The following is a 21,382-nucleotide window of genomic DNA, read 5'->3' as shown; positions in this document are numbered from 1 at the left end:
TGTCTCCTTTGCACCAATGTTGTGCATTGTAGCGTGTAACTGACAATCCCGCGCAGGTTTACTCGAAAATTAAAATTCTATGAACCGCGTTGGTGCGCCAGTTCAGTAGGGCTGCACGCTAGTTGTTATTGATAAACACCGATGCCTGATGCAGGTAAAGGGTTTGAGTAGAAGACGATGCAAGAGTCTTGCCCGTATTGTTGGTGAGTTCAACTTTGTAATTATGTGCCCCACGATGGACACCCTCTAGCTTAAATATGCCTGAGGAATTGCTCTTAACTGGGGCACCGTCGAATATCAAGCGATACAAGGGAGCTTTTACTGCACTGTTTTGTTCCGCTTTAATAACAATGTTGCCAGCGTTGTCTCTCAAGGTCGCTTCGGGAGCGGGGCTAGCGATACTTACGCTATAATTTGGCTTTTTCTTTTTAACCTGAACTTTTTGAGTCTTTGGCGTTTTAATAGCAGAGACCACGTTACGTGTTTTTATATCTAGCTCTACGGTCTCGGCATTTGGCGGTGGTGTATCTGTATATGTCACAGAGCCGTCTTCGTTGACGACTTTGAAAATTTGCGCAGGACTATTTTGTGTTTTTTGTTGGTGTGTTTTATTTTTCTGTGTCGTGTTTTGCTGGGCAGAGGCTTGCTGGTCAGGTGTTTGCTGATCGTATGTTTGCTGGGTAAAAGCCTGATGAGAAAAGCAGGTGGCGCATAGGAACAAAGTAAATGACGGCAAAGTGAAAAGCAGCGAGGTGCGTTTAATTGAATCTGTCATAAATGGTGTCCCTTTAAATGTTGCTCAAACGCTATCATAGATGATTCTAAGCATAATAGGTAATTGTTAGTCGCGCAGGCTGTTCCCAACCTAATAGGCCCTTATACAAATCAATGCGCAGACAATAAAAAAGCCCGCAATTGCGGGCTTCAAATATCTACATACATCATCAACACACGAAGCGCATGTTGAAACGTTTCTATTAAACGCTGTAGTACATGTCGAACTCAACAGGGTGAGTTGTCATGTTCAAAGTAGTGACTTCTTCAGACTTAAGGTCGATATATGCATCAATCATGTCATCAGTCATTACACCGCCAGCAGTAAGGAATTCGCGGTCGTTATCCAATGCTTCTAGCGCCATTTCTAGCGAGCTAGCAACGGTTGGAATTTCTGCTGCTTCTTCTGCCGGTAGGTCATACAAGTCTTTATCCATAGCATCGCCAGGGTGGATCTTGTTCTTAATACCGTCAAGGCCAGCCATAAGCATTGCAGTAAATGCAAGGTATGGGTTAGCTGTTGGGTCAGGGAAGCGCACTTCAATACGACGAGCCTTATCGCTTGTTACATAAGGAATACGGATTGAAGCAGAGCGGTTACGCGCAGAGTAAGCCAGCATTACAGGTGCTTCAAACCCTGGTACAAGACGCTTATACGAGTTTGTTGATGCATTAGCAAACGCATTGATTGCGCGAGCATGCTTAATAATACCACCAATGTAGTAAAGCGCTTCTTCAGAAAGGCCTGCATACTTGTCACCTGCAAAGATGTTCTTGCCATCTTTTGCAATAGATTGGTGACAGTGCATACCAGAACCGTTGTCGCCAACTAGAGGCTTAGGCATAAAGGTCGCAGTTTGACCGTATGCATGAGCAACGTTGTGTACAACATACTTGTATACTTGGATTTCATCAGCTTTCTTAACTAACGTGTTGAATTCACATGCAATTTCGTTTTGGCCAGCGGTAGCAACTTCATGGTGATGCGCTTCGATAACAAGGCCCATCTCTTCCATAACCATACACATTGCCGCGCGAATGTCGTGCGCAGAGTCTACTGGAGGTACTGGGAAGTAACCGCCTTTTACGCCTGGACGGTGAGCCATGTTACCGCCTTCAAACTCTTCGCCAGAGTTCCACTTTGCTTCTGATGAATCAATCTTGTAGAAAGAACCCGCCATATCAGTGTGGAAACGCACGTCGTCGAAAAGGAAAAATTCTGGTTCTGGACCGAAGAATACCGTGTCACCGATACCTGTAGACTTCAGATATTCTTCTGCGCGGCGAGCAACAGAACGCGGGTCGCGCTCGTAGCCTTCCATAGTAGTAGGCTCAACGATGTCACAGCGGATGTTTACTTGTGTTTCTTCTGCAAAAGGGTCAACTACGCAGCTGTCTGCGTCCGGAAGAAGAACCATGTCAGATTCGTTGATGCCCTTCCAGCCTGCAATTGAAGAACCGTCAAACATTTTTCCTTCTTCGAAGAAATCTTCATCAACTTGGCTCGCAGGAATAGATACGTGTTGCTCTTTACCTTTGGTATCGGTAAAACGTAAATCGATAAATTTCGCTTCGCTTTCTTTAATCAGCTCTAATGCCTTTTCTACTGACATCGTGTCCTCCAGGTTTTAATGTAAAAATGCAGAGTGATCAGGCTCACTCCAACAGTAAAATTGTGAAAGCGATAATCATGCCATATATCTATCTGCCGTTTTCTGCGGCTTAGACTAAGATGAAGACCTGTAATATAGCTTGCTTCGCACCAACTTGGTGCGATGTCGTGCGATAGTGGTGCAGGTGGCGTCGCCTAAGATGTTTAGACTAGAATACTTTCTAGCCGCTTGCCACTCTTTCTACACAGTGAATTACTCCCTTATTACCATTAAATTCCGCTATAGGCCTTTAAAATCATAAGAAAAGCGGAAACATTCATTGCAAAGTGAAAAAAGATGCGCAAACGGCGCGTTTTTTCTGTACAATCCGCGAAAATTTTCTATCTGCATTTTTTGCAAGAAATCTCATGCATACCGTGTTGGTATGTATCGATTTACACAGGCTCTATATAAGCATGAATACCACTGATATAAGTAAATTGCGTAATATCGCAATCATCGCCCACGTTGACCACGGTAAAACTACCTTGGTAGATAAGCTTCTTCAGCAATCTGGAACGTTGGAATCTCGCGGCGTACAAGAAGAGCGCGTTATGGACTCGAATGACATCGAGAAAGAGCGCGGTATCACCATCTTGGCGAAAAATACTGCAATTAACTGGCAAGACTACCGTATCAACATTGTTGATACTCCGGGACACGCCGATTTCGGTGGTGAAGTAGAGCGTGTAATGTCAATGGCTGACTCTGTACTTCTACTTGTTGACGCTCAAGAAGGTCCAATGCCGCAAACGCGCTTTGTTACTCAAAAAGCATTTGCTCAAGGCCTTAAGCCTATTGTTGTCATCAACAAAATCGACAAGCCAGGTGCTCGCCCTGATTGGGTAATGGACCAAGTATTTGATTTGTTCGATAACCTTGGCGCTACTGATGAGCAGCTTGATTTCCAAGTTGTTTATGCTTCTGCACTAAACGGTTGGGCGTCTAACGATGCTGACACACCGTCAGAAGACATGACTCCACTTTTCCAAACTATTGTTGACCAAGTTGCTGCACCAGATGCTGATGCCAACGGCGGTTTCCAAATGCAGATTTCACAGCTAGATTACAACTCGTATGTGGGTGTAATCGGTGTAGGTCGTATCAGCCGCGGTTCAGTTAAAACCAACCAACAGGTAACTATCGTTACTGCTGATGGCAAAACTCGCAACGGTAAAGTTGGCCTAGTATATGGCTACCTTGGTCTAGACCGTCACGAAGTAGACAGCGCGAATGCGGGCGATATCATCGCTATCTCTGGTCTTGGTGAACTGAAAATCTCTGACACAATTTGTGACGTGAATGCCGTTGAAGCACTTCCACCACTATCGGTAGATGAGCCAACAGTAACCATGACGTTCCAAGTAAATACATCACCTTTTGCTGGAAAAGAAGGTAAGTATGTAACGTCGCGTAACATCCTTGAACGTTTGAACGACGAGCTTGTTCACAACGTTGCACTACGTGTTGAAGAAACGGCTGATCCGGATAAATTCCGCGTATCAGGTCGTGGTGAACTTCACTTAGGCATACTGATTGAAAATATGCGTCGTGAAGGTTACGAACTTGCTGTATCTCGTCCAGAAGTAATTCTAAAAGAAGAAAATGGCGAAACAACAGAGCCATTTGAAACCTTGACGATTGACTGTGAAGAACAGCATCAGGGTTCTATCATGGAGCAGCTTGGTCTACGTAAAGCTGAAATGACAGACATGTCTCCAGATGGTAAAGGCCGTGTTCGTATCGACTTCGTTATTCCAAGTCGTGGTCTTATCGGTTTCCAAACAGAGTTTATGACAATGACGTCGGGTTCTGGTTTGCTATACCATTCATTCGATCACTACGGCCCATACAAAGGCGGCATTATTGGTAAGCGTAAAAACGGTGTTCTCATTGCCAACGCTAATGGTAAAGCACTTACTAATGCGTTATTTAACCTTCAAGAGCGTGGTCGTTTGTTCATCGGTCATGGTGTTGAAGTTTACGAAGGTATGGTTATCGGTATTCACAGCCGTGACAACGACCTAACGGTAAACGCGTTGAAAGGTAAGCAGCTTACTAACGTTCGTGCCTCTGGTACTGATGAAGCGCAAACACTTGTACCACCAATCAAAATGTCTCTAGAGCAAGCACTAGAGTTCATTGACGAAGATGAATTGGTAGAGGTTACACCAGAATCTATTCGTATCCGTAAGAAGTTGCTTACAGAGAACGAACGCAAGCGTGCATCGCGAGCGCCAAAATAGACAGCAATATACGTTAAAGTTTTAGCGCGTTAATGTTTGCGCTGAAAAAAGATAAAAATGCCAACCTCGCGTTGGCATTTTTTATTCTATTAGCGCTTGTTCAAACCATAACTCGCTAAATAGTTGCTACCAAAGGCGAGTGGTCATTTCTATATTTTGTCCCTACACTTTAAGTTATTAAGCTCCTGTAGGCTATATCGCTTTTACAGGTAACTTGTGTAAACGGTGGAATTTTTTAAGAGGTACTTCCATGCTTTCAATTGCCGTCATTGAAGATGATCAAATTACCCTCGATTTAATAACCGATGCATTAGAAACCCAGTTGGATGCAACCGTTTATCCGTTTAGCCGGAGCAAATACGCTCGAGATTTTTTGCTTCAGCAAACGCCAGATTCATTGAATTTGGTGATTAGCGACCAACTTATGCCCGACTATGATGGGCTGAGCTTGTTAAAGCTATGTCGTTCAAAAGGTTTAGAAATTCCGTTTTTGCTCATTACTGCAGACCCTCATAAAAGTCTTGTATTGGATGCGGCTAAACTCAATGTTTCTGGCTTCCTAGCAAAGCCAATTAGCATGAAAGAGTTAGTGGCTACCTCTGATAAGGTGACATCTCAAAACCACTGCAATTGAAATACCTCTAAGTGCTTTGTTACCAAAAACACTCTGAGATATTTATTCTCAGCACTCACTGCAAGCATTCCTTCAAGTAGCACATCCTTGGGCCAGTAGGCGATTAGTAGCAACTGAGTACCTGCATCACAATAATTAAGTGCAAATTGTTATAGAGAAATGTACTTCCCACCCTAGTTTATACCTTTGCAAAACCATACACTTGAAGCATAACTTTCTCGGCAAAAGGATGTAGTGTGAGCGCATTATTCGACAATACCCCATCAAGAAAAGAGACTCATTCATTTAAATGGCAGAAGTACAAAGGCAAAGACATCATTCCTGCCTGGGTTGCAGATACTGAGTTTTCTTGTGCTCAGCCTATTTTAGACGCTATTTCTGCTCAGGTAGACCACGGAAACATGGGGTACATTCTGCCCTCGCATCACACGGGGGCTATTAACGCAGTAGTGCGTTGGCTAAAAGATAAACACGATTGGCACATTGAGCCTGAGTGGCTAGTGTGGACGCCGGGTGTGGTGCCTGCATTTAACGTTGCGTGCAAAGCCTACTGCAACCCAGGTGATAAGGTGCTAATTCAAACGCCAAACTATCCGCCTTTGTTGGCCGCGCCTAAACTCAATCAGTTAGAAAGAGTCGATATTGGCACTGTCATCGACTCAACGAGTGATGCAGAGAATCCTAGGTATACCCTCGACTTTGATGCACTTGAACGAGAAGCCGCCGACCCTAAATGCACCCTGTTCATATTATGTAATCCTATGAATCCGGTAGGCACAGTGTTAACGCAATCGGAGATAGACAGGATTGCTGACATTTGTAATAAGAATGGCGTTAAACTGTGCTCTGACGAAATACATTGCGATCTTATTTTAGAAGAGGGCAAAGCCCATATTCCTGCCGGTAGAGAGGCGCAGTTAGCTGACAACAGCGTTACTTTAATGGCCGCAAGCAAAACCTTTAATATTGCAGGTCTTGGCACTTCGTTCGCCATCATACCGAATAGAAGCGTTAGGCAGGCATTTGTAAATGCCGCAGCCGGCATTGTTCCATGGGTAAATATAATGGGGTTAGCGGCTACCGAGGCCGCGTTTACGCAGTGCGACGATTGGCACAAACAAGAACTTAGCTATCTTCGCGAAAATCGAGACAGAGTTTACCAAGCAATCAATAACATAGAAGGGCTAAGCATGCTGAAGGCAGATGCCACCTTCTTAGCTTGGGTAGATGCAAGTGGCTTAGGTGTCGATGATGTACAGGCCTGGGCAGAGCAAAAAGGCGTAGGGCCATCGCCCGGTAAAGACTTTCACCAGCCAGACCATTTCAGAATAAACTTTGGCTGTAGTCGTTCTATGCTTGATGACATTCTAGCGCGCCTAGCTAAATAGACGAAGCCCAAAAAATAGCAGAAACTACTTGTAGTAGAAACTTAAATAGTAGAAAGCGCCTTGTGAAAACAAGGCGCTTTTACTAGCGATAATAAAGCTGGATAAAGCGTGCAATTACAGGAATACATTGACCAATTTATAGCAACCTAACCCCACCACTGTGCCTACCACAACTACTCCTGCAATATTACTTTTCCAAGAGTTTTTAAACTGCCCTAAAGCCTGGCTTTTGTTCATAACTACCAATAAGAAAATAGCAATTACCGGCAGTAATAGCGCGTTTGTAGCCTGCGCAAACAATATGGCGGGTAAGGGTTTAAAACCTAATGCTGCAACACTTACGCCTACCAGAATAATGACCATCCATACAGCTTTAAAGCTTCGGCTCTTCATATGGTCACTTAAACCAAGAGCCCCTGTCACCGCATAAGCGGCTGCTAGCGGCGCGGTTATGGCACTCGTCAAGCCTGCTGAAAACAGTCCAAGGGCAAAAAACCATTGCGCTTTATCGCCAAGCACAGGCTTGAGTTGCTCTCCCATGTTGCTGGCGTCTATGGTGGCTGCTTGATTGAAAAACGCCATCATTGCGGTTGCCATTACAATCAACGTTATAAGTCCGCCCATACTTATGGCTCTGGCTGACTGACTTCGACAGGCAAGGACAGCCTGCTGCTTATCTAAGCCTTTCGATGATTTTGCTACCAAACTCGCGTGTAAAAATAAATTGTAGGGCACTATGGTGGTGCCAATTAACGCCAATACGGTGGTAATAGCATCGGTGTCTAATTTAGGTGATATAAGCTGATTGAACATGGCTGATAAGTCGGGTTTAGCCACGAGCAGTGTGATCAGAAATACCCCTGCCATGATAAAGACTAAATAAACTAAAACAGTTTCAATCCATTGGTAGCTTCCAGACCACAATAGCACTATCGCAATAGCGCCAAGAATAGCGGCCCATGGCCCTATTCCAATATCGATAAACGCATCGAGTCCAATTGCGGCACCGGTTAAGTTGCCCGACTCATAGGCAGCGTTGCCAATGCCGATAGCACTGACGATGAGCACAACGAAAAGGTTTTTGAGCCAGGGCTTGTAGGCCATATCTTTCATGGCGCCAGCAAGTCCCTGTCCAGTGGCAACGCCAAGGCGGGCTGCCATATCCTGCAGGACTATTGTTGCGAAAACAGAGAAGATAAGTGCCCATACCAAATGAAAACCGAAGTTAGCTCCGGCTAAACTTGCGGTAGTAACGGTTCCTGGGCCAATAAAGGCGGCCGCGATAATATATCCTGATTTATCTTTTGCCATTTGCAACAACTCTTAGTTATGTTCTATTAGGGTCAACAGACCTTAGTATGATATCAATTGGAAAAAAAGGCGCGGAGCCTATCGTTTCAAAATATATAACGCAACCCAAAATGAGAATCTGCAGTGAATGATCAGTTACCCATAAATATTGTTAGGCCAATAGTGGAAAAAAAGAGCTTTTGCAACGTGCTCCCAAGTGCGGAAAAAGTCGATGGTATGATATTCGCTGTGGCCGCCTGCCCAGAAATACCTATGCCAGAACAGTGGATGCCATGGCTTATTCAAAGTGCTTCTAGCCAACTGGTTGACAGTGATGTAGATATTCTTGCCGATACGCTTATGAATGGCTTGCGTGCGCATTTAGACTTTATGCGACAGGGGCGTATCGCGTTACCGCCACACTGTATGGAAACTATTGTTACCACAGACGCAGGTAAAGAGGAGATGATTAAACCTAGTAGTGCGTTGTCACAGTGGTTAAATGGCCTGCTGATTGTTCACAAAAACGTAGAGCCTGTGTGGCAAAACGCGTGGCAGCTAGCTGAAAAAAAGCAGGCAAACGTAGATAGGCTGAATCATGAAGAGGCAGAAGAAAAAGCAGCTAATAATGAGGGGGAAGCGCCAGAAGTTCAGCTTTCTCGATGTCTAAAGCTTTTCACCACCTTGGCAAATATAGATTTAGCTTACCAGCAACGACAGCCCCAACATGCTGAGCAGCTAAGTAAAAACCTACCCATTCTTGTAAAACAGCTGCCTGCATTACTAGAAGATTATACGACGCTTGCCGGCGATTTAGCGGGCGCTTTGCCCAATCAATTCGAAATGTTTACTAAAAAAGAGAAAGAGTAAGTGTTGTAAGAGCATGCCCTCGGTTTAACACTCACTAACGCTGACGCTGCTGCAAACGTTTTTCACTTATGGTTTGCTTTAATGATGCCGTATAAGCATCAAGGGCAAGCTTAGCCTGTTCATATTCTTCGTTAAGCGTAAGTGAGCTTGGTTCACGCATAAGCGCTTTAAATGCGATATCCGTTTGTTTTAGTAACTCTTTAAGGTGCTGATTATTTTCGTCCATGTTCTGTCCTTGTTTTTTTTCGTTACCTGAAGCGCTATATTTTTGCGCCTGTCCATTTTTTGCATAACCGAATTTTTATGATAAGCCCAACCGTTTAACTTAGCACTGCAACTGAACGCAAAAACGATAAAACGTGTCTTTAGCGTGTTTATACAAGTACAAGTAGAGCAACTAGGCAATTCAGTGTTTGCGCTAGAATGGTTTTACAATAGCTAAACACACAATAGCGAGAATGATGAGTACCGGCGCTTCGTTAAGTATTCGATAAAAGCGAGGCGTGTGGGTATTTTCATCACGAGCGAACTGTTTCATCAGTGTAAACAAATAGAAGTGATAACCGTAAATTGCAACTAAAAGTAGAATTTTTATATGTAGCCATCCAGACATTTTAAACCATGTGCCGCCGTAACTTACAATAAGCGCAATACCGAACACTAAAGTGAGCAAAGCAAAGGGAGTGACAAAATACCAAAGCCGTCGTTCCATCACTTTAAATTCTTCTTTAACGACTTGAGAAGAGGTAGTGGCGTGATAAACAAAAAGTCGAGGTAAATAGAAAAGGCCTGCCATCCACGCAAGCATAAAAAAAATGTGAAGTGCTTTGAACCATAAAATGTACATGTCAGTAGTTCGCCTTTTGCAAAAAGCTTTGTAGGATATTCCAAGTAATTACGCCAATGATATCGTTAAAGTCTTGGTCGTAAACATAAACTGCGCCAGAGCGCGATTTTTTAAGATGTTCGTACACTTCATGAAGAGTAGTTTGAGCACTTAGCCCCTCCATTTGATAATAGCTTAAGGCCGCCGCATCGTGCTCTAAGCTCACATTGTATTGCACTAACTTGTATTGCACATCAATTTCGAATTTAGACTGCTGAATCACAATTTTGGTTGGCTCTTTCTCCAAATGATCGGTAAGCGCTTTTTCTGGTGCATCGTTAAATAGCTTGTAGTTGGTATCCATGGCTGCCAGAACGCCTGTTTTTTCTAACGCTTCCCGAATTGACGAAGTGGCGTAGGGAAGATTTTGATAGTCTAATTGAAGAATAAATAACGAACGATTTTTGAAAAACTGCGTTGATGTTACGTACGCAGGCACAATTACCAGCATGGCTGGAAGAATGATTTGCGGGCTGTAGGAGAGTTCCATTACTGCCGAAAGCGCAGCCAGCGGAGCGTGTAGTACTGCTGTTAGCATTCCTGCGATACCCAATAATGCAAAGCTGTTCGTGAATTCAGGTACATCAATAAAGTAAGACAAGGGAAGCAAGAGTACTGCGCCTGCTAACATACCAATTACCATCACAGGGCCGATAATGCCACCCGGAATCCCTAAGCCGATAGCAAAAACAGCAAGTACCACTTTAAAAACCAGAACAGCTATTAAAAGTAAGGTTTCTGGGTTGCTATCGAATAAATGCTCAACATCGATAAAGTTGGCTCCTAGCGCTTCTGGCAGCAAAGCACCAATAGAGCCTGTAATACACGCGGCTAGGATTAAGCGCCATACCATTGAAACTGGACGAAACCATGTCATTACACGCATTAATTGCCGATTGAAAAGAGTCGCTAGCATGCCAAGCAAAATTCCTAGCACCACTAAATACAAATACATCCACTGGCTAAAGGCGGTGAACGATAGAAAAGAAAGCTCGTTAACCTCGCCAAAAACAATACGGGCCAGCACCGAGCCACAGGCTGCGGCAAGCATGATAGGCACGAAAATATGTATTTTATATTCTCGCAGTACCACTTCCATTACAAAAATGACCGCGGCGAAAGGCGTGTTAAACGAAGCCGAAATTCCGGCGGCAATACCACAACCGGCGAGAATACGAACGCTGTTATAGGGCAAGCGAAGCCATTGCCCCAACAAGCTACTACTTGATGCGCCCATATGGACTGAGGGACCCTCTCGGCCAACAACAAATCCGCCAGCTAGTGCAAGCATTCCACCAAAAAATTGGTTAATAGTAGTTCGAAAAGGAATATGACCGTAGAAGTATTTCACTCTATGGATAACGAATGGGATCCCCAATCTATAGTGCTTAAAGCCGGTTAAAAAGGCGATAAAAAGAATAATACACACGCTGATAAGGGGCATAAATAACCAAACTAGCCACTCTTCAACTAACCAGGATTGCAAGGTAGACACGCCGGTTTCGCGAAGCCAATCAACGCAAAGGCGAAATAAAATGATGATAAGCGCAGCAAACGTTCCGCCAACAATACCTAATAGGCATAGCTGAACCGATGTGCGTGGGTGAGCCACTTCCTGTCGTAAAGCCTGAAAGCGCATGATGTGATACAGTAAAGTAAATGTAGTGTAAAGCTTACCACAACCACTTAAATTTCATAATGTTAAGAATAGGCTCTTAGCATTTAAAAGCAATGACAAACTTTTTAATGAAGTAAACGATGACAGCAGACCAACTCAAACACTTTTTAGGCAACCACAAATTTTCGCTGCTCATGGCGTTTTTAATGCTGGTAATGGTTGCCTTTGGTTATCAGCTAGCACGCTATATGGACGAAGGCGACAGACTGACCGTAACCGCGCAGAAAGAGACTATCGATATACTATCGACAGAAAACAATACGCTCACTACCCGTGTTAATCAGTTAGATGTAGAGCTTGAGCTTACGCAACTCGAAAATGAATCGCTAACGAAAACCTTGGTGGATATAAAGCAACAACTTAACGAGCAGCAGCAGTTATTAATCTTTTATGAAAGGGTAGTTGCACCAGAAAAGTCAGAAAAAATATTTGTAGCTGAGGATGTTGAATTATATGCAGCAGGCGATAATCAGTATCAGCTTAGAATGGTTTTGCTTCAGCCCAGTCAGCAAAAGTCGGTAATTAATGGTTCTCTAAAATTGAGCATTGCAGGCACACAAGAGGGCGAGTCTGTTACTTTTAGTTCCGGGGATGGCAGTTTTGTGGGAGAAAACATTAAATATCGGTTTCGATTTTTCCAGGCTGTAAATGTGACGTTTACCCTGCCCGAGAACTTCAATCCTGAGACTATTATGTTGACAACTGAAGTTTATCGCTACAAAACTAGTAAAGGCGGCTACGAACGTTCTATGCGCTGGGATGATGTAAAAGTAGATGGAACGTCTGGCGCGGTGAGTACGCTATAGCGTTTAAAATCTTCTCAAAAAAGTAATTGCCGAATAAAAAAGTACCGAATAAAAAAATGCAGTAGCGATATCGCCACTGCACTTTTATTTATTTGCTTTTTAGGGCTCAGTTTTACAACTCTTAATTAGCAGGGAAGTTATGCTTCAACCGTTACTGTACCCTGCATTATGCCAATGTGACCCGGGAACGAGCAGAAGAACATATATTCTTCATTGGCATCTAAGTCTTTGACTGAAAAGGTTGTGGTGGTCTCTTCACCACCGCCAATAACATCAGTTGCACCAATTACTCTTGCATCGTTGGGCTTAAGGTAATTGTTATCAAGTCCTGCACTCATGCCTTCAGTCGCGACAGCTTGGCCGTTTGCTTTTGTTGTCATTACCCAGTTATGACCCATGGCTTGTTTCGGTAACTGCCCAGTATGCTTTAATGTAACTGTGAAGTCGTCACAGGTTGCCGGAATTACAACGTTCGATGTGTTAAATTTCATCGCATCGTTACTTTCAACAGTAACCTCACATTCATTTGCATAAGCGGCGTTAGTTGATGCCAACATTGCTGCCATTGACAGTGCAGTACCAACAAAAATTTTCTTAATCATAAAAGAACCTCTTTTCAAAATGTTTTGGCTGCAATACTACCCAGCCTATTAATTTACCTACACTTTTTACGTGGTGATATGGTGTAAGATCATCTTATTGATAATAGTTATCATTAAAATATTTTGGGTTTTGTTAGCGAATTGTTCGCCTTACCCCTACAGCCGTCACTTCGTTGGTTCATATCCTTGGCGGGGTGAATCGTGCCATTGAGTAGTTAAAAAAAAGCTCGTTTTTATGTCTGTTTTTTTATTGGCTCGTCTTGATGTGATTACACCGATTCTTGAAAAGTCTTTTTAACGAAAGTGATCAAAACCGCCTAATATGATTACAAAATTGTTAGAAAGTCCGCTGCAAATAATAAACGCTTTAACTGAAGAAGGAGATGTTGGCATGGCGAACAATACACGAATTGAAAAGGACAGTATGGGTGAATTAGAGGTGCCGCATGATGCGCTATTCGGCGCGCAGACTCAGCGTGCTATCAATAACTTCCCCGTTAGTGGTCAGCGATTGCCAGAGCCATTTATTCGCGCACTTATTACCGTTAAAAAAGCAGCAGCTTTGGCCAATATGCAGCTTGGCGCTATTAGTGATTCAAGAGGAAACGCCATTGTTCGTGCCTGTGATGAACTGTTAAACTGTGACGATGTGATGCAGCATTTTCCCGTTGATGTTTACCAGACCGGCTCTGGTACAAGTTCAAACATGAACGCTAACGAAGTTATTGCTAATGTTGCCAGTAAATTTGCAGACGAAGTAATCCATCCAAATGACCATGTGAACTATGGACAAAGTTCTAACGACGTCATTCCAACCACTATTCATGTAAGCGCCGCATTAGAACTCGCATTTCGCTTAATCCCCTCTGTAGAAACTCTAATTGAACAGATTGAGGTGAAAGCCGAGTCGGTTTCACAATATTGTAAAACAGGCCGTACGCACCTAATGGATGCTATGCCAGTTACCATGGCGCAAAGCTTACTTTCGTGGGCATCGCAACTTAAACAGCAACTCAACACGCTGCGCGCAATGCAATCGGGTATTCAAACGTTAGCACAGGGTGGTACGGCAGTAGGCACAGGCATTAATGCGCACCCAAACTTCGCAGCAACGTTTGCGAATACCATGAGCGATTTAACCGATTTATCATTTAGCCCAGCAGATAACTTTTTTGCATTAATAGGCTCGCAAGATACAGCGGTTACGCTGTCTGGTGCTGTTAAATCGCTGGCGGTAACGTTTATGAAAATATCGAACGACTTACGCTGGATGAATTCTGGGCCACTTGCTGGGCTAGGAGAAATAGAGTTGGAGGCGCTTCAACCTGGTTCTTCAATTATGCCAGGAAAAGTGAATCCGGTTATACCCGAGGCCGTTGCGATGGCAAGTGCTCAAGTAATGGGTAACGACACTGCAATAACGGTAGGCGGTCAGTCCGGGAACTTTGAGTTAAATGTAATGCTGCCAATGATTGCAAGTAACTTGCTGTCTAGCATTTCATTAATGACAAATAGTGCATCGCTTTTAGGCGAAAAAGCTATTAAAACCTTTAGTGTAAATTCCGAATCTATTGAAGATGCGCTCTATCGAAATCCAGTTTTAGTCACCGCCTTAAACCCCGTTATTGGTTATGCTGAAGCCGCAGAAATAGCTAAAGTGGCTTACAAAGAAAATAAACCAATACTCGATGTTGCAGAGTCGATGACGAGCTTAACAAGAGAAGAACTGGCTACATTGCTAGACCCTAAAAAGCTTACGTCAAACAAGTGATACCTCACTGAAGTTTCCCGATACTACGTTTTCAAAATTTATGGATATAAAAAAGGCGCTTTTGCTGACAAGCAGAGCGTCTTTTTTCGTTTGCCTACTTATTGTTCACTTAATAGGGGGAAACAACTTATTGTTATTTATTGTGCAATAAGTAGACGTTTATTTCTGTAAGTTTCGCTTTATAGTTGCTGTGTGGGGGATTTTTGTTACAGTTGACACAACAACATGCTGTGGACACTGTGGGCCCGCCAAACCAGCGTCTTTAGGGCCTTTTTGGGAAGAATAAATGACAGAAACGTGCTTTCGCATGAAGGGTACAACGCTTACCAGCATTGTACTGGAAATAATCGACTTTGATCCTGATGTATTTGAATCTCAATTAGAGGCAAAAGTAGCGAGTGCTCCGCAGTTTTTTACGCGCTCCTCGCTTATTATACATTTGCAAAAAACGCTTTCGGCAACAGAATTCGAGCTGCTTATTGCATTGTGCAGACGCCTGCAGCTTCAACCTATGGCAGTAAAAGGAGATGTGGCTGAGTTAAGACCGGTGATAAACGATCTTGGTCTTGCCGATATTAGTCAAAGTAAAACCTCAGATAGTGACATCAATACCTCAACTGCCGACGCTGCTAATCAGGCTGAGGCTAGACAAACAGGGGCTAAGCAAGCAGAGGTAGGTAAAAACACCGGCAATCACAATAAAACGCCTTCTGCCAGCCAGGTTAATTACAGTGCACCTGAAGTAGAGGCTACTCCTGCGGTGCCTGTGTTGAAGCCCGCAAAAGTAATTATGCGCCCGGTGCGTTCAGGTCAGCAGGTTTATGCCGAAGGAAGTGACTTAGTGGTAACTGCATCGGTAAGCGAGGGGGCTGAATTACTCGCAGATGGCAATATTCATGTTTATGGCACTTTGCGAGGTAGAGCACTAGCTGGTGTGAAAGGAAACAATAATGCTCGAGTTTTCTGTCAGTCATTAGATGCAGAACTCGTGTCAATTGCAGGGCAATTTATTATGCACGACACCGTTAAAGGCGAGTGTTGGAAGAAACCTGCTCAAATATATTTAGAAGAAGATACGCTACGCATAGAAGCGTTGGTTTAACGGTTTGTGCGCGTACAAAGGAAATAAGTAAATGGCTAAGATTATTGTAGTAACGTCGGGTAAAGGCGGCGTGGGCAAAACCACTTCAAGTGCGGCTATTAGCACAGGACTCGCGCTAGCTGGGCATAAAACCGTGGTCATCGACTTCGATGTTGGCCTGAGAAATCTCGACCTTATTATGGGTTGTGAACGTCGAGTAGTTTACGACTTCGTTAATGTAATAAATAAAGAGGCGTCGTTAAAGCAGGCGCTAATCAAAGACAAGCGCACTAGCAATCTCTTTATTTTGCCAGCATCGCAAACTAGAGACAAAGATGCTCTGACAATTGAAGGTGTTCAGGCAGTGCTAGACGAGCTTAAAGAGAGCTTCGACTTTATTATCTGTGATTCTCCGGCAGGTATCGAGCAAGGGGCGCAAATGGCACTATACTTTGCTGATGAAGCTATTGTAGTGACCAACCCAGAAGTTTCGTCAGTGCGAGATTCAGACCGTATTCTTGGTATATTACAAAGTAAATCTATGCGGGCAGAGCAGGGTAAAGCGGTAAAAGAGCATCTTCTGCTTACCCGCTATAACCCAGCACGTGTTGAAACAGCAGAAATGTTGAGCGTAGCTGATGTTGAGGAAATTCTTGCCATTCCGTTACTCGGTGTTATTCCAGAATCTGAATCGGTATTAAAAGCGTCTAACCAAGGCCAACCTGTCATACTGGATGAAGAAGCAAATGCGGGGCAGGCGTATACAGATGCAGTTAAGCGCCTGCTTGGTGAAACCGTTGAACATCGTTTCCTTGATGCAGAGAAAAAAGGATTCTTCAAGCGTCTACTAGGAGGAAAGTAATGGGTATTTTCGACCTGCTAAAAAAGAAGCAAAAGCCAAGCACAGCTGCAGTGGCCAAAGAGCGCTTGCAGATAATAGTGGCACATGAGCGCAGAAAGCGTACGGAACCCGATTATCTTCCTATGATGCAGCAGGAAATTATTCAAGTTATCCGAAAATATGTGGCCATAGCAGATGACCAAGTGTCTGTGCAGCTTGATAACAACGATGACTGCAGCGTGCTAGAGCTCAATGTGACTTTGCCAGAGTCTTAAAAAGAAAAAAGTAGCTTTAGCCATTGATTCGCCCTGTGATGTAACAATGAAAACTTACCCGGGAGTGTTATCACAGACATTGCAAAACCTTATCGTAAATAGCGTTGAGCATGCCTTTGATGTTCACTCAAATAATGAAATAGTAATTTCAATTCGACGTGTTACCGATAAAGTGATTATAGAACACAAAGACAACGGTAAAGGTGTCTCTGATGATGTTAAACACAAACTTTTTGACCCATTCGTGACAACCGGGAGAGCTGCGGGTAATTCCGGTTTGGGACTATATCTTGTGCATCAATGGGTTACTAACGTGTTGGGTGGAAAAATTAAGGTGAATTCTAAAGCGGGTGAGACTGTATTTACGTTGACCCTACCTATAGAGCAACAGGCAAACGACGATAATAGCGAATTAAACTAGCTTTATTTGCTTGAAATAATCAAGTATTAGATAATGAGACGTAGTAAAATATCGTGATAGGTCATTAACGTTAGGGGTAAATATGTCAGTCGAAACGGCGTTGCCAATTGAGTTTTCTGATGCAGCGGCAAGCAAAGTAAAGGCGCTGGTGACAGAAGAAGAGAATGCAGACCTTAAATTACGCGTTTACGTAACGGGCGGAGGTTGCTCTGGGTTTCAGTACGGATTTACCTTCGATGAAAAGGTGAATGAAGGTGACATGACGATTGAAAAAGACAGCGTCACTTTAGTGGTCGACCCCATGAGTTTACAATATCTTGTTGGTGGTGTTGTTGACTACGTAGACGGCTTAGAAGGCTCTCGATTTTTAGTACAAAACCCAAATGCCACAACAACTTGTGGATGCGGAGCAAGCTTTAGCGTATAACGCGCGTAGTTCAAAATAGGGCAGGTACACGTTACTCTCTTTATGGTATCTGCTCTAAGAGTCCTTTCATCAAATTCTATTTTCAACCCGTACCTTTTGTGTCTACACTTACCCATACAATGGATTTGCTGTAGGACGTTTTTATGAAACTGTATGGCTCTACCACGTCACCTTTCGTTAGACGTATTCGTATCGTACTCGCCTCAATAGATCACGAGTTTTTAAACTTACAGATTTTCTCTGGTGCAGATAGGGAGCTATTAGCCTCTCGTAACCCCACGTTGAAAGTACCTTGCCTTGAAGACGGCAGCGAAATAATTTTTGATTCCCGAATTATCTACAACTATCTCGCGGATAAATATCAATACGAGCCTTTAACATGGGAGGCTGAAAATCAATTAACCCTTATTGACGCTGCGAACGACTCATTTGTACAACTGCTTTTGCTGAAGCGATCTGATTTCGATATAGCGCAGGAGAAATTTTACTTTAATTTGCAGAGCGAGCGTATAGAGGGAGTGTTAACGTCGTTATCAAACCAGATAAATAAGGGACTTTTTAGCGGGTGGAATTACCCCGAAATATGCCTTTACTCATTAGTCGATTGGGTACTGTTCCGAGAGCTACACGATATGCGAGATTATCCAGAGTTACTGATGTTTCATGAAAAACATCAAGACAGGATTGAAGTGACTGCAACAGACCCACGCATAGAGCATTAGTTACTAATAGCCCTTTGCAAAGTCGAGCTTATACAACAGGGGCAGTCCGTTGTAAAAGCGCTGTGCGTTATTTAAAAACACCTGGGCTACATCTTTTGGCTGCGATTCTGCCGCTGTATGGGCGGTGATTGAAACCTTCGGATGATGCCAAAAAGCATGCTCTGGGGGCAGTGGCTCTTGTTTAAACACATCCAACACCGCATGGTGCAGCTTATTGTTATTCAACGCATCAAGTAACGCACGATCATCTACTGCGCTTCCTCTCCCTGCGTTAATGAAAATGGAGTGAGGTTTAAGATGTTGAAAAAAGTTATCTGACAACAGATTTTTCGTTTGTTCAGTGTCTGGCATTAGATTGACAACATGGTCTGCGCGCTTGGCAAACGCACTAAGTTGTGAAGTGGGGTACATGGCTTCTGTACCCTCGACCTTGCTAGCGCCTCTCGACATGCCAATAACTTTCATACCAAAGGCGTGGGCCACCGGGATAAGCGCTTGTCCTATATTCCCTAAGCCCATAATACCTAAAGTTAACCCGTTGAGTGGCTGACGGGATTCAGCCTGCCAAACAGGAGGTTGTTTGCTTTGATTGTTACTAAATGCAGGTATATTTCTGGCAAATTGCAGCAAATAAGCGAATACATACTCGCGCATTAATTCACCGAAAACGCCCTTTAAACCAGTAAGCTGATAATCGGTTTTATCAAGACGAAAAAGAGGTGCATTTCCTGCCCATGTAGACTGACACCATTTTAGGTTATGGCAATAAGGAATAACCTTGGCGGCTAAGTTTGGATCTGCTAGCAAGACTTCAACGTTATCTTTATTTACGTCTTCAGGATTGTTAGATGCAACCACAATGTCCAGGTTTTTAAACTCGGTAGGGCAATGTTTTGTTTCGTTACCCATCTTATCAAGAATGGCGCTAGCAATTTGCTTTGCTTCTTTGCTTAATATTGTAATTTGAAGTGCACCGTCAGAGCTTGAATTCATTAGACCTTCACTTATAAAGTAAACTTTTCTTTCCTACCAAAGAGGCAATTATCGCATGGGTGGTTGTTCTAAAGTTGTGAATATAGTTTTACATTTTCGTTAATTAAAAGTGTCATCATTTAACGGAATTATCATGCAGTCGAATAACACTAACAACTTTCAGGCTATTTCGGTAGACCATGCCAAAGTGCTTTCTCCTAAGCGCAACAGCACAAAAGCAGACTCTACACAGGCGCTGGTTAATGAACAACTCGCTCACTTTGGTATCGATGAACAAAGCGACTACGGCAGGGCTTTAGCACAAACCGCGCACCACCTATATGGCGCGCAATCCAGTGTAATGCAGCTTTGGGATATTACTAGTAATACCCTTCAATCTCTAGATAAAGAGGATAGGGTGGCATACTTCAACGCCAAGAAATTTTTATCTTTTCAAATCGCTAAAATTTTAGACACCCTACAAAACCCATTTCGTGCTACCTATCAAAGCTTATCGAGTGGTAATGGATCGCAAGGGCATTACCCGTTATTTGACAACGTAACCGCGCTGTTTTCGGCCACCCCCGTGGTTGTGAGAACGGCAACCTATGTGTATGCCTGCACCGAGTGGGTAGACGACGCGTTTCAAGGCAAAGAATTTACGCACCAAATATACTCGCGCTTGTTAAACCCCACCAATATTTCACTAGCCAACGCCATTGTAGACATGGAGGCAGGCCCCTATGCTTCTGAATACCTTGCATGGAACTTTAACTCAGGCATGGCGGCTATCGATGCTATGTTATCAAATGTGTTAAGCCACGGTGATGTGCTAATTGTATCTAGGAATGTTTATGGCGGAGTTTACCAACTGCTTCACGATTACTTTGCCAGATCAAATCGAATGGATATTCAGATTGCGTGGTTTGATGGCTACGACAAAGAAAGTTTCGCCGACTTTATGGCGCAAACCAAGCAGCAGTATGCTGAGCGCCTAAACAAGGGGGCATCGATGCATGTCTACATGGAGTCTCCTTGTAATCCGCACGGTTACGTTCTCGATGTTCCTGGCATCAGTGAACTTGCCCACGCCGAAGGGGCGTTAGTGATGCTTGATTCAACGTTGGCCACCCCAGTATTACATCAACCTTTGCAGCATAAAAATAAAGCAGCCCGACCTGACTACGTGGTGCATAGTTATACCAAGGATTTATGTGGTAGCGGCGCCACTACCGCAGGTGTTGTTATTGGCCAAGGTCACCGTATGTTCCAACCTAAAGGAAGCAGTGTAGATGGAGTTGATTGGTCGCAAACCATGTTTTGGGATGTGTACTACATAAAAGGTGCCTTTCTTGATTCAGAAAAGGCGTTTGACGTGCTTAACGGTATGAAGACTCTTGAACAGCGTATGATGACTAAGGTGATTAATACAGAGGTATTCACTGCCTTTTTAAGCTCTCATCCCCTCATAAGAGTAAATTGCCATGCCTTGCCAGAGCACAGTAATGCGGGACTTCGCGAAAAACAGCACGCCCACGGATGGCCATGTACATTGTTTACTATTGATATGGCTCCAGCAGGCTTAACGAAAGACGTATTTACCCGCTTTTTCGATGCACTAGAGCCTGCATTTAGCCATCAGGTGAGTATTGGACAGAACAACACTATCGTGCTGTGCCCTGCATTAACATCGCATTCTGAGCTAAGTGCTGAAGAACAGAAAAAAGCAGGTATAGAGCTTACTACCATGCGTATTGCCATGGGGACGGATAACGTTAAGCAACTTATTGCTCACTTTATTTTAGCTGCACGACATTTTATTGATGCCGGCGCACCAAGTTTCAGTGATGAATTTATGAGTAATGAAGCTATTGATGAACTGTATTTGCGTGTAAGTGAGCGAGTGTGCGCACAACACTTTGGCAGTAAACCCAGTATGGCATCGCTTATGAGTACACAGAGTTGAAACTTAGCAATGGGAACATTTGTTAAAGCAACGCTTATGTATGGCCGATACTGAGTACAAATGCGTGCTGTAAAGCGCAA

21 protein-coding genes are annotated in these 21,382 nt (G+C 43.6%); 13 read left to right on the top strand and 8 right to left on the bottom strand.

All coding sequences use genetic code 11. From position 1 onward, the window contains the following. Positions 1 to 118: 118 nt before the first annotated feature. Complete coding sequence (locus CW735_RS15305) at positions 119 to 775, bottom strand: DUF4124 domain-containing protein (RefSeq protein ID WP_100972856.1); 657 nt, start codon at positions 773 to 775, stop codon at positions 119 to 121. 202 nt (positions 776 to 977) lie between these two features. Continuing rightward, complete coding sequence (gene glnA, locus CW735_RS15300; protein WP_071980501.1) at positions 978 to 2,387, bottom strand: glutamate--ammonia ligase; 1,410 nt, start codon at positions 2,385 to 2,387, stop codon at positions 978 to 980. A 455-nt stretch (positions 2,388 to 2,842) separates the two neighbouring features. Here glnA and typA point away from each other — a divergent pair, with 455 nt between their 5' ends. From typA to CW735_RS15285, 3 genes are all read left to right on the top strand, one after another. Then, complete coding sequence (typA, locus tag CW735_RS15295; RefSeq protein WP_071981341.1) at positions 2,843 to 4,672, top strand: translational GTPase TypA; 1,830 nt, start codon at positions 2,843 to 2,845, stop codon at positions 4,670 to 4,672. Between the two features lie 250 nt (positions 4,673 to 4,922). Next, a complete protein-coding gene (locus CW735_RS15290; protein WP_071980500.1) occupies positions 4,923 to 5,306 on the top strand; it encodes a response regulator in 384 nt (127 codons plus the stop codon). Between the two features lie 236 nt (positions 5,307 to 5,542). Further along, positions 5,543 to 6,694: a MalY/PatB family protein gene (locus tag CW735_RS15285; RefSeq protein ID WP_071980499.1), complete on the top strand. Its 1,152-nt coding sequence runs from the start codon at positions 5,543 to 5,545 to the stop codon at positions 6,692 to 6,694. A gap of 114 nt (positions 6,695 to 6,808) precedes the next feature. Here CW735_RS15285 and CW735_RS15280 read toward each other — a convergent pair whose 3' ends face one another. Next, a complete protein-coding gene (locus CW735_RS15280; protein ID WP_071980498.1) occupies positions 6,809 to 8,005 on the bottom strand; it encodes an Nramp family divalent metal transporter in 1,197 nt (398 codons plus the stop codon). Positions 8,006 to 8,191: 186 nt separating this feature from the next. On the opposite strand from CW735_RS15280, the gene CW735_RS15275 reads away from it, so the two are divergent. Then, positions 8,192 to 8,854, top strand: coding sequence for a UPF0149 family protein (locus CW735_RS15275; RefSeq protein ID WP_232368301.1), 663 nt, complete (start codon positions 8,192 to 8,194; stop codon positions 8,852 to 8,854). A 34-nt stretch (positions 8,855 to 8,888) separates the two neighbouring features. Here CW735_RS15275 and CW735_RS15270 read toward each other — a convergent pair whose 3' ends face one another. The 3 genes from CW735_RS15270 to CW735_RS15260 form a co-directional block, all read right to left on the bottom strand. Next, complete coding sequence (locus CW735_RS15270; protein WP_071980496.1) at positions 8,889 to 9,080, bottom strand: hypothetical protein; 192 nt, start codon at positions 9,078 to 9,080, stop codon at positions 8,889 to 8,891. 192 nt (positions 9,081 to 9,272) lie between these two features. Further along, positions 9,273 to 9,701 (bottom strand): CopD family protein, encoded by a 429-nt coding sequence (locus CW735_RS15265; protein ID WP_071980495.1) that lies wholly within the window; start codon positions 9,699 to 9,701, stop codon positions 9,273 to 9,275. A gap of 1 nt (position 9,702) precedes the next feature. Continuing rightward, on the bottom strand, positions 9,703 to 11,379 hold the full coding sequence (locus CW735_RS15260; protein ID WP_100972854.1) for a chloride channel protein: 1,677 nt from the start codon (positions 11,377 to 11,379) through the stop codon (positions 9,703 to 9,705). A 119-nt stretch (positions 11,380 to 11,498) separates the two neighbouring features. Between CW735_RS15260 and CW735_RS15255 the strand changes: the two genes are divergently transcribed. Further along, the gene (locus tag CW735_RS15255) at positions 11,499 to 12,224 is read left to right on the top strand and encodes a DUF6776 family protein (RefSeq protein ID WP_100972853.1); all 726 of its coding nucleotides are present in this window, start codon (positions 11,499 to 11,501) and stop codon (positions 12,222 to 12,224) included. 137 nt (positions 12,225 to 12,361) lie between these two features. Here the strand turns inward: CW735_RS15255 and azu are convergent, their stop codons facing one another. After that, positions 12,362 to 12,826, bottom strand: a complete 465-nt coding sequence (gene azu, locus CW735_RS15250; RefSeq protein WP_071980492.1) for an azurin — start codon at positions 12,824 to 12,826, stop codon at positions 12,362 to 12,364. A 391-nt stretch (positions 12,827 to 13,217) separates the two neighbouring features. On the opposite strand from azu, the gene CW735_RS15245 reads away from it, so the two are divergent. The 7 genes from CW735_RS15245 (at position 13,218) to CW735_RS15215 (ending at position 18,364) form a co-directional block, all read left to right on the top strand. Then, complete coding sequence (locus CW735_RS15245) at positions 13,218 to 14,597, top strand: class II fumarate hydratase (RefSeq protein WP_100973287.1); 1,380 nt, start codon at positions 13,218 to 13,220, stop codon at positions 14,595 to 14,597. Between the two features lie 286 nt (positions 14,598 to 14,883). After that, positions 14,884 to 15,699 (top strand): septum site-determining protein MinC, encoded by an 816-nt coding sequence (gene minC / locus CW735_RS15240; RefSeq protein ID WP_100972852.1) that lies wholly within the window; start codon positions 14,884 to 14,886, stop codon positions 15,697 to 15,699. A gap of 31 nt (positions 15,700 to 15,730) precedes the next feature. Continuing rightward, the gene (gene minD / locus CW735_RS15235) at positions 15,731 to 16,540 is read left to right on the top strand and encodes a septum site-determining protein MinD (RefSeq protein WP_071980489.1); all 810 of its coding nucleotides are present in this window, start codon (positions 15,731 to 15,733) and stop codon (positions 16,538 to 16,540) included. Next, entirely contained in the window at positions 16,540 to 16,794 is a 255-nt protein-coding gene (gene minE / locus CW735_RS15230) for a cell division topological specificity factor MinE (RefSeq protein WP_071980488.1), read from the top strand. The genes minD and minE overlap by 1 nt, the downstream gene beginning before the upstream one ends. A gap of 46 nt (positions 16,795 to 16,840) precedes the next feature. Further along, positions 16,841 to 17,215, top strand: coding sequence for a sensor histidine kinase (locus CW735_RS15225; protein ID WP_100972851.1), 375 nt, complete (start codon positions 16,841 to 16,843; stop codon positions 17,213 to 17,215). Between the two features lie 82 nt (positions 17,216 to 17,297). Then, positions 17,298 to 17,642, top strand: a complete 345-nt coding sequence (gene erpA / locus CW735_RS15220; RefSeq protein ID WP_071980485.1) for an iron-sulfur cluster insertion protein ErpA — start codon at positions 17,298 to 17,300, stop codon at positions 17,640 to 17,642. Between the two features lie 143 nt (positions 17,643 to 17,785). After that, positions 17,786 to 18,364, top strand: coding sequence for a glutathione S-transferase family protein (locus tag CW735_RS15215; protein ID WP_071980484.1), 579 nt, complete (start codon positions 17,786 to 17,788; stop codon positions 18,362 to 18,364). A gap of 3 nt (positions 18,365 to 18,367) precedes the next feature. On the opposite strand, the gene CW735_RS15210 is transcribed toward CW735_RS15215, so the two are convergent. After that, positions 18,368 to 19,357, bottom strand: coding sequence for a D-2-hydroxyacid dehydrogenase (locus tag CW735_RS15210; RefSeq protein ID WP_100972850.1), 990 nt, complete (start codon positions 19,355 to 19,357; stop codon positions 18,368 to 18,370). 133 nt (positions 19,358 to 19,490) lie between these two features. Between CW735_RS15210 and CW735_RS15205 the strand changes: the two genes are divergently transcribed. Continuing rightward, the gene (locus tag CW735_RS15205) at positions 19,491 to 21,302 is read left to right on the top strand and encodes a trans-sulfuration enzyme family protein (protein ID WP_100972849.1); all 1,812 of its coding nucleotides are present in this window, start codon (positions 19,491 to 19,493) and stop codon (positions 21,300 to 21,302) included. The last annotated feature ends 80 nt before the right edge of the window (positions 21,303 to 21,382 follow it).

Source organism: Alteromonas sp. MB-3u-76, from assembly GCF_002831605.1.
Lineage (GTDB): Bacteria > Pseudomonadota > Gammaproteobacteria > Enterobacterales > Alteromonadaceae > Alteromonas > Alteromonas hispanica.
Note: the sequence above shows the minus strand (reverse complement) of the source record. Positions and strands in the feature narration are given on the sequence as shown.

Excerpts from the sequence above, each read along its gene's own strand:
- CW735_RS15305 (WP_100972856.1), bottom strand. The coding sequence starts at position 775 with ATGACAGATTCAATTAAACGCACCTCGCTGCTTTTCACTTTGCCGTCA.
- glnA (WP_071980501.1), bottom strand. The coding sequence starts at position 2,387 with ATGTCAGTAGAAAAGGCATTAGAGCTGATTAAAGAAAGCGAAGCGAAA.
- typA (WP_071981341.1), top strand. The coding sequence starts at position 2,843 with ATGAATACCACTGATATAAGTAAATTGCGTAATATCGCAATCATCGCC.
- CW735_RS15290 (WP_071980500.1), top strand. The coding sequence starts at position 4,923 with ATGCTTTCAATTGCCGTCATTGAAGATGATCAAATTACCCTCGATTTA.
- CW735_RS15280 (WP_071980498.1), bottom strand. The coding sequence starts at position 8,005 with ATGGCAAAAGATAAATCAGGATATATTATCGCGGCCGCCTTTATTGGC.
- CW735_RS15270 (WP_071980496.1), bottom strand. The coding sequence starts at position 9,080 with ATGGACGAAAATAATCAGCACCTTAAAGAGTTACTAAAACAAACGGAT.
- CW735_RS15265 (WP_071980495.1), bottom strand. The coding sequence starts at position 9,701 with ATGTACATTTTATGGTTCAAAGCACTTCACATTTTTTTTATGCTTGCG.
- CW735_RS15260 (WP_100972854.1), bottom strand. The coding sequence starts at position 11,379 with ATGCGCTTTCAGGCTTTACGACAGGAAGTGGCTCACCCACGCACATCG.
- CW735_RS15255 (WP_100972853.1), top strand. The coding sequence starts at position 11,499 with ATGACAGCAGACCAACTCAAACACTTTTTAGGCAACCACAAATTTTCG.
- azu (WP_071980492.1), bottom strand. The coding sequence starts at position 12,826 with ATGATTAAGAAAATTTTTGTTGGTACTGCACTGTCAATGGCAGCAATG.
- CW735_RS15245 (WP_100973287.1), top strand. The coding sequence starts at position 13,218 with ATGGCGAACAATACACGAATTGAAAAGGACAGTATGGGTGAATTAGAG.
- minC (WP_100972852.1), top strand. The coding sequence starts at position 14,884 with ATGACAGAAACGTGCTTTCGCATGAAGGGTACAACGCTTACCAGCATT.
- minD (WP_071980489.1), top strand. The coding sequence starts at position 15,731 with ATGGCTAAGATTATTGTAGTAACGTCGGGTAAAGGCGGCGTGGGCAAA.
- minE (WP_071980488.1), top strand. The coding sequence starts at position 16,540 with ATGGGTATTTTCGACCTGCTAAAAAAGAAGCAAAAGCCAAGCACAGCT.
- CW735_RS15225 (WP_100972851.1), top strand. The coding sequence starts at position 16,841 with ATGAAAACTTACCCGGGAGTGTTATCACAGACATTGCAAAACCTTATC.
- erpA (WP_071980485.1), top strand. The coding sequence starts at position 17,298 with ATGTCAGTCGAAACGGCGTTGCCAATTGAGTTTTCTGATGCAGCGGCA.
- CW735_RS15215 (WP_071980484.1), top strand. The coding sequence starts at position 17,786 with ATGAAACTGTATGGCTCTACCACGTCACCTTTCGTTAGACGTATTCGT.
- CW735_RS15210 (WP_100972850.1), bottom strand. The coding sequence starts at position 19,357 with ATGAATTCAAGCTCTGACGGTGCACTTCAAATTACAATATTAAGCAAA.
- CW735_RS15205 (WP_100972849.1), top strand. The coding sequence starts at position 19,491 with ATGCAGTCGAATAACACTAACAACTTTCAGGCTATTTCGGTAGACCAT.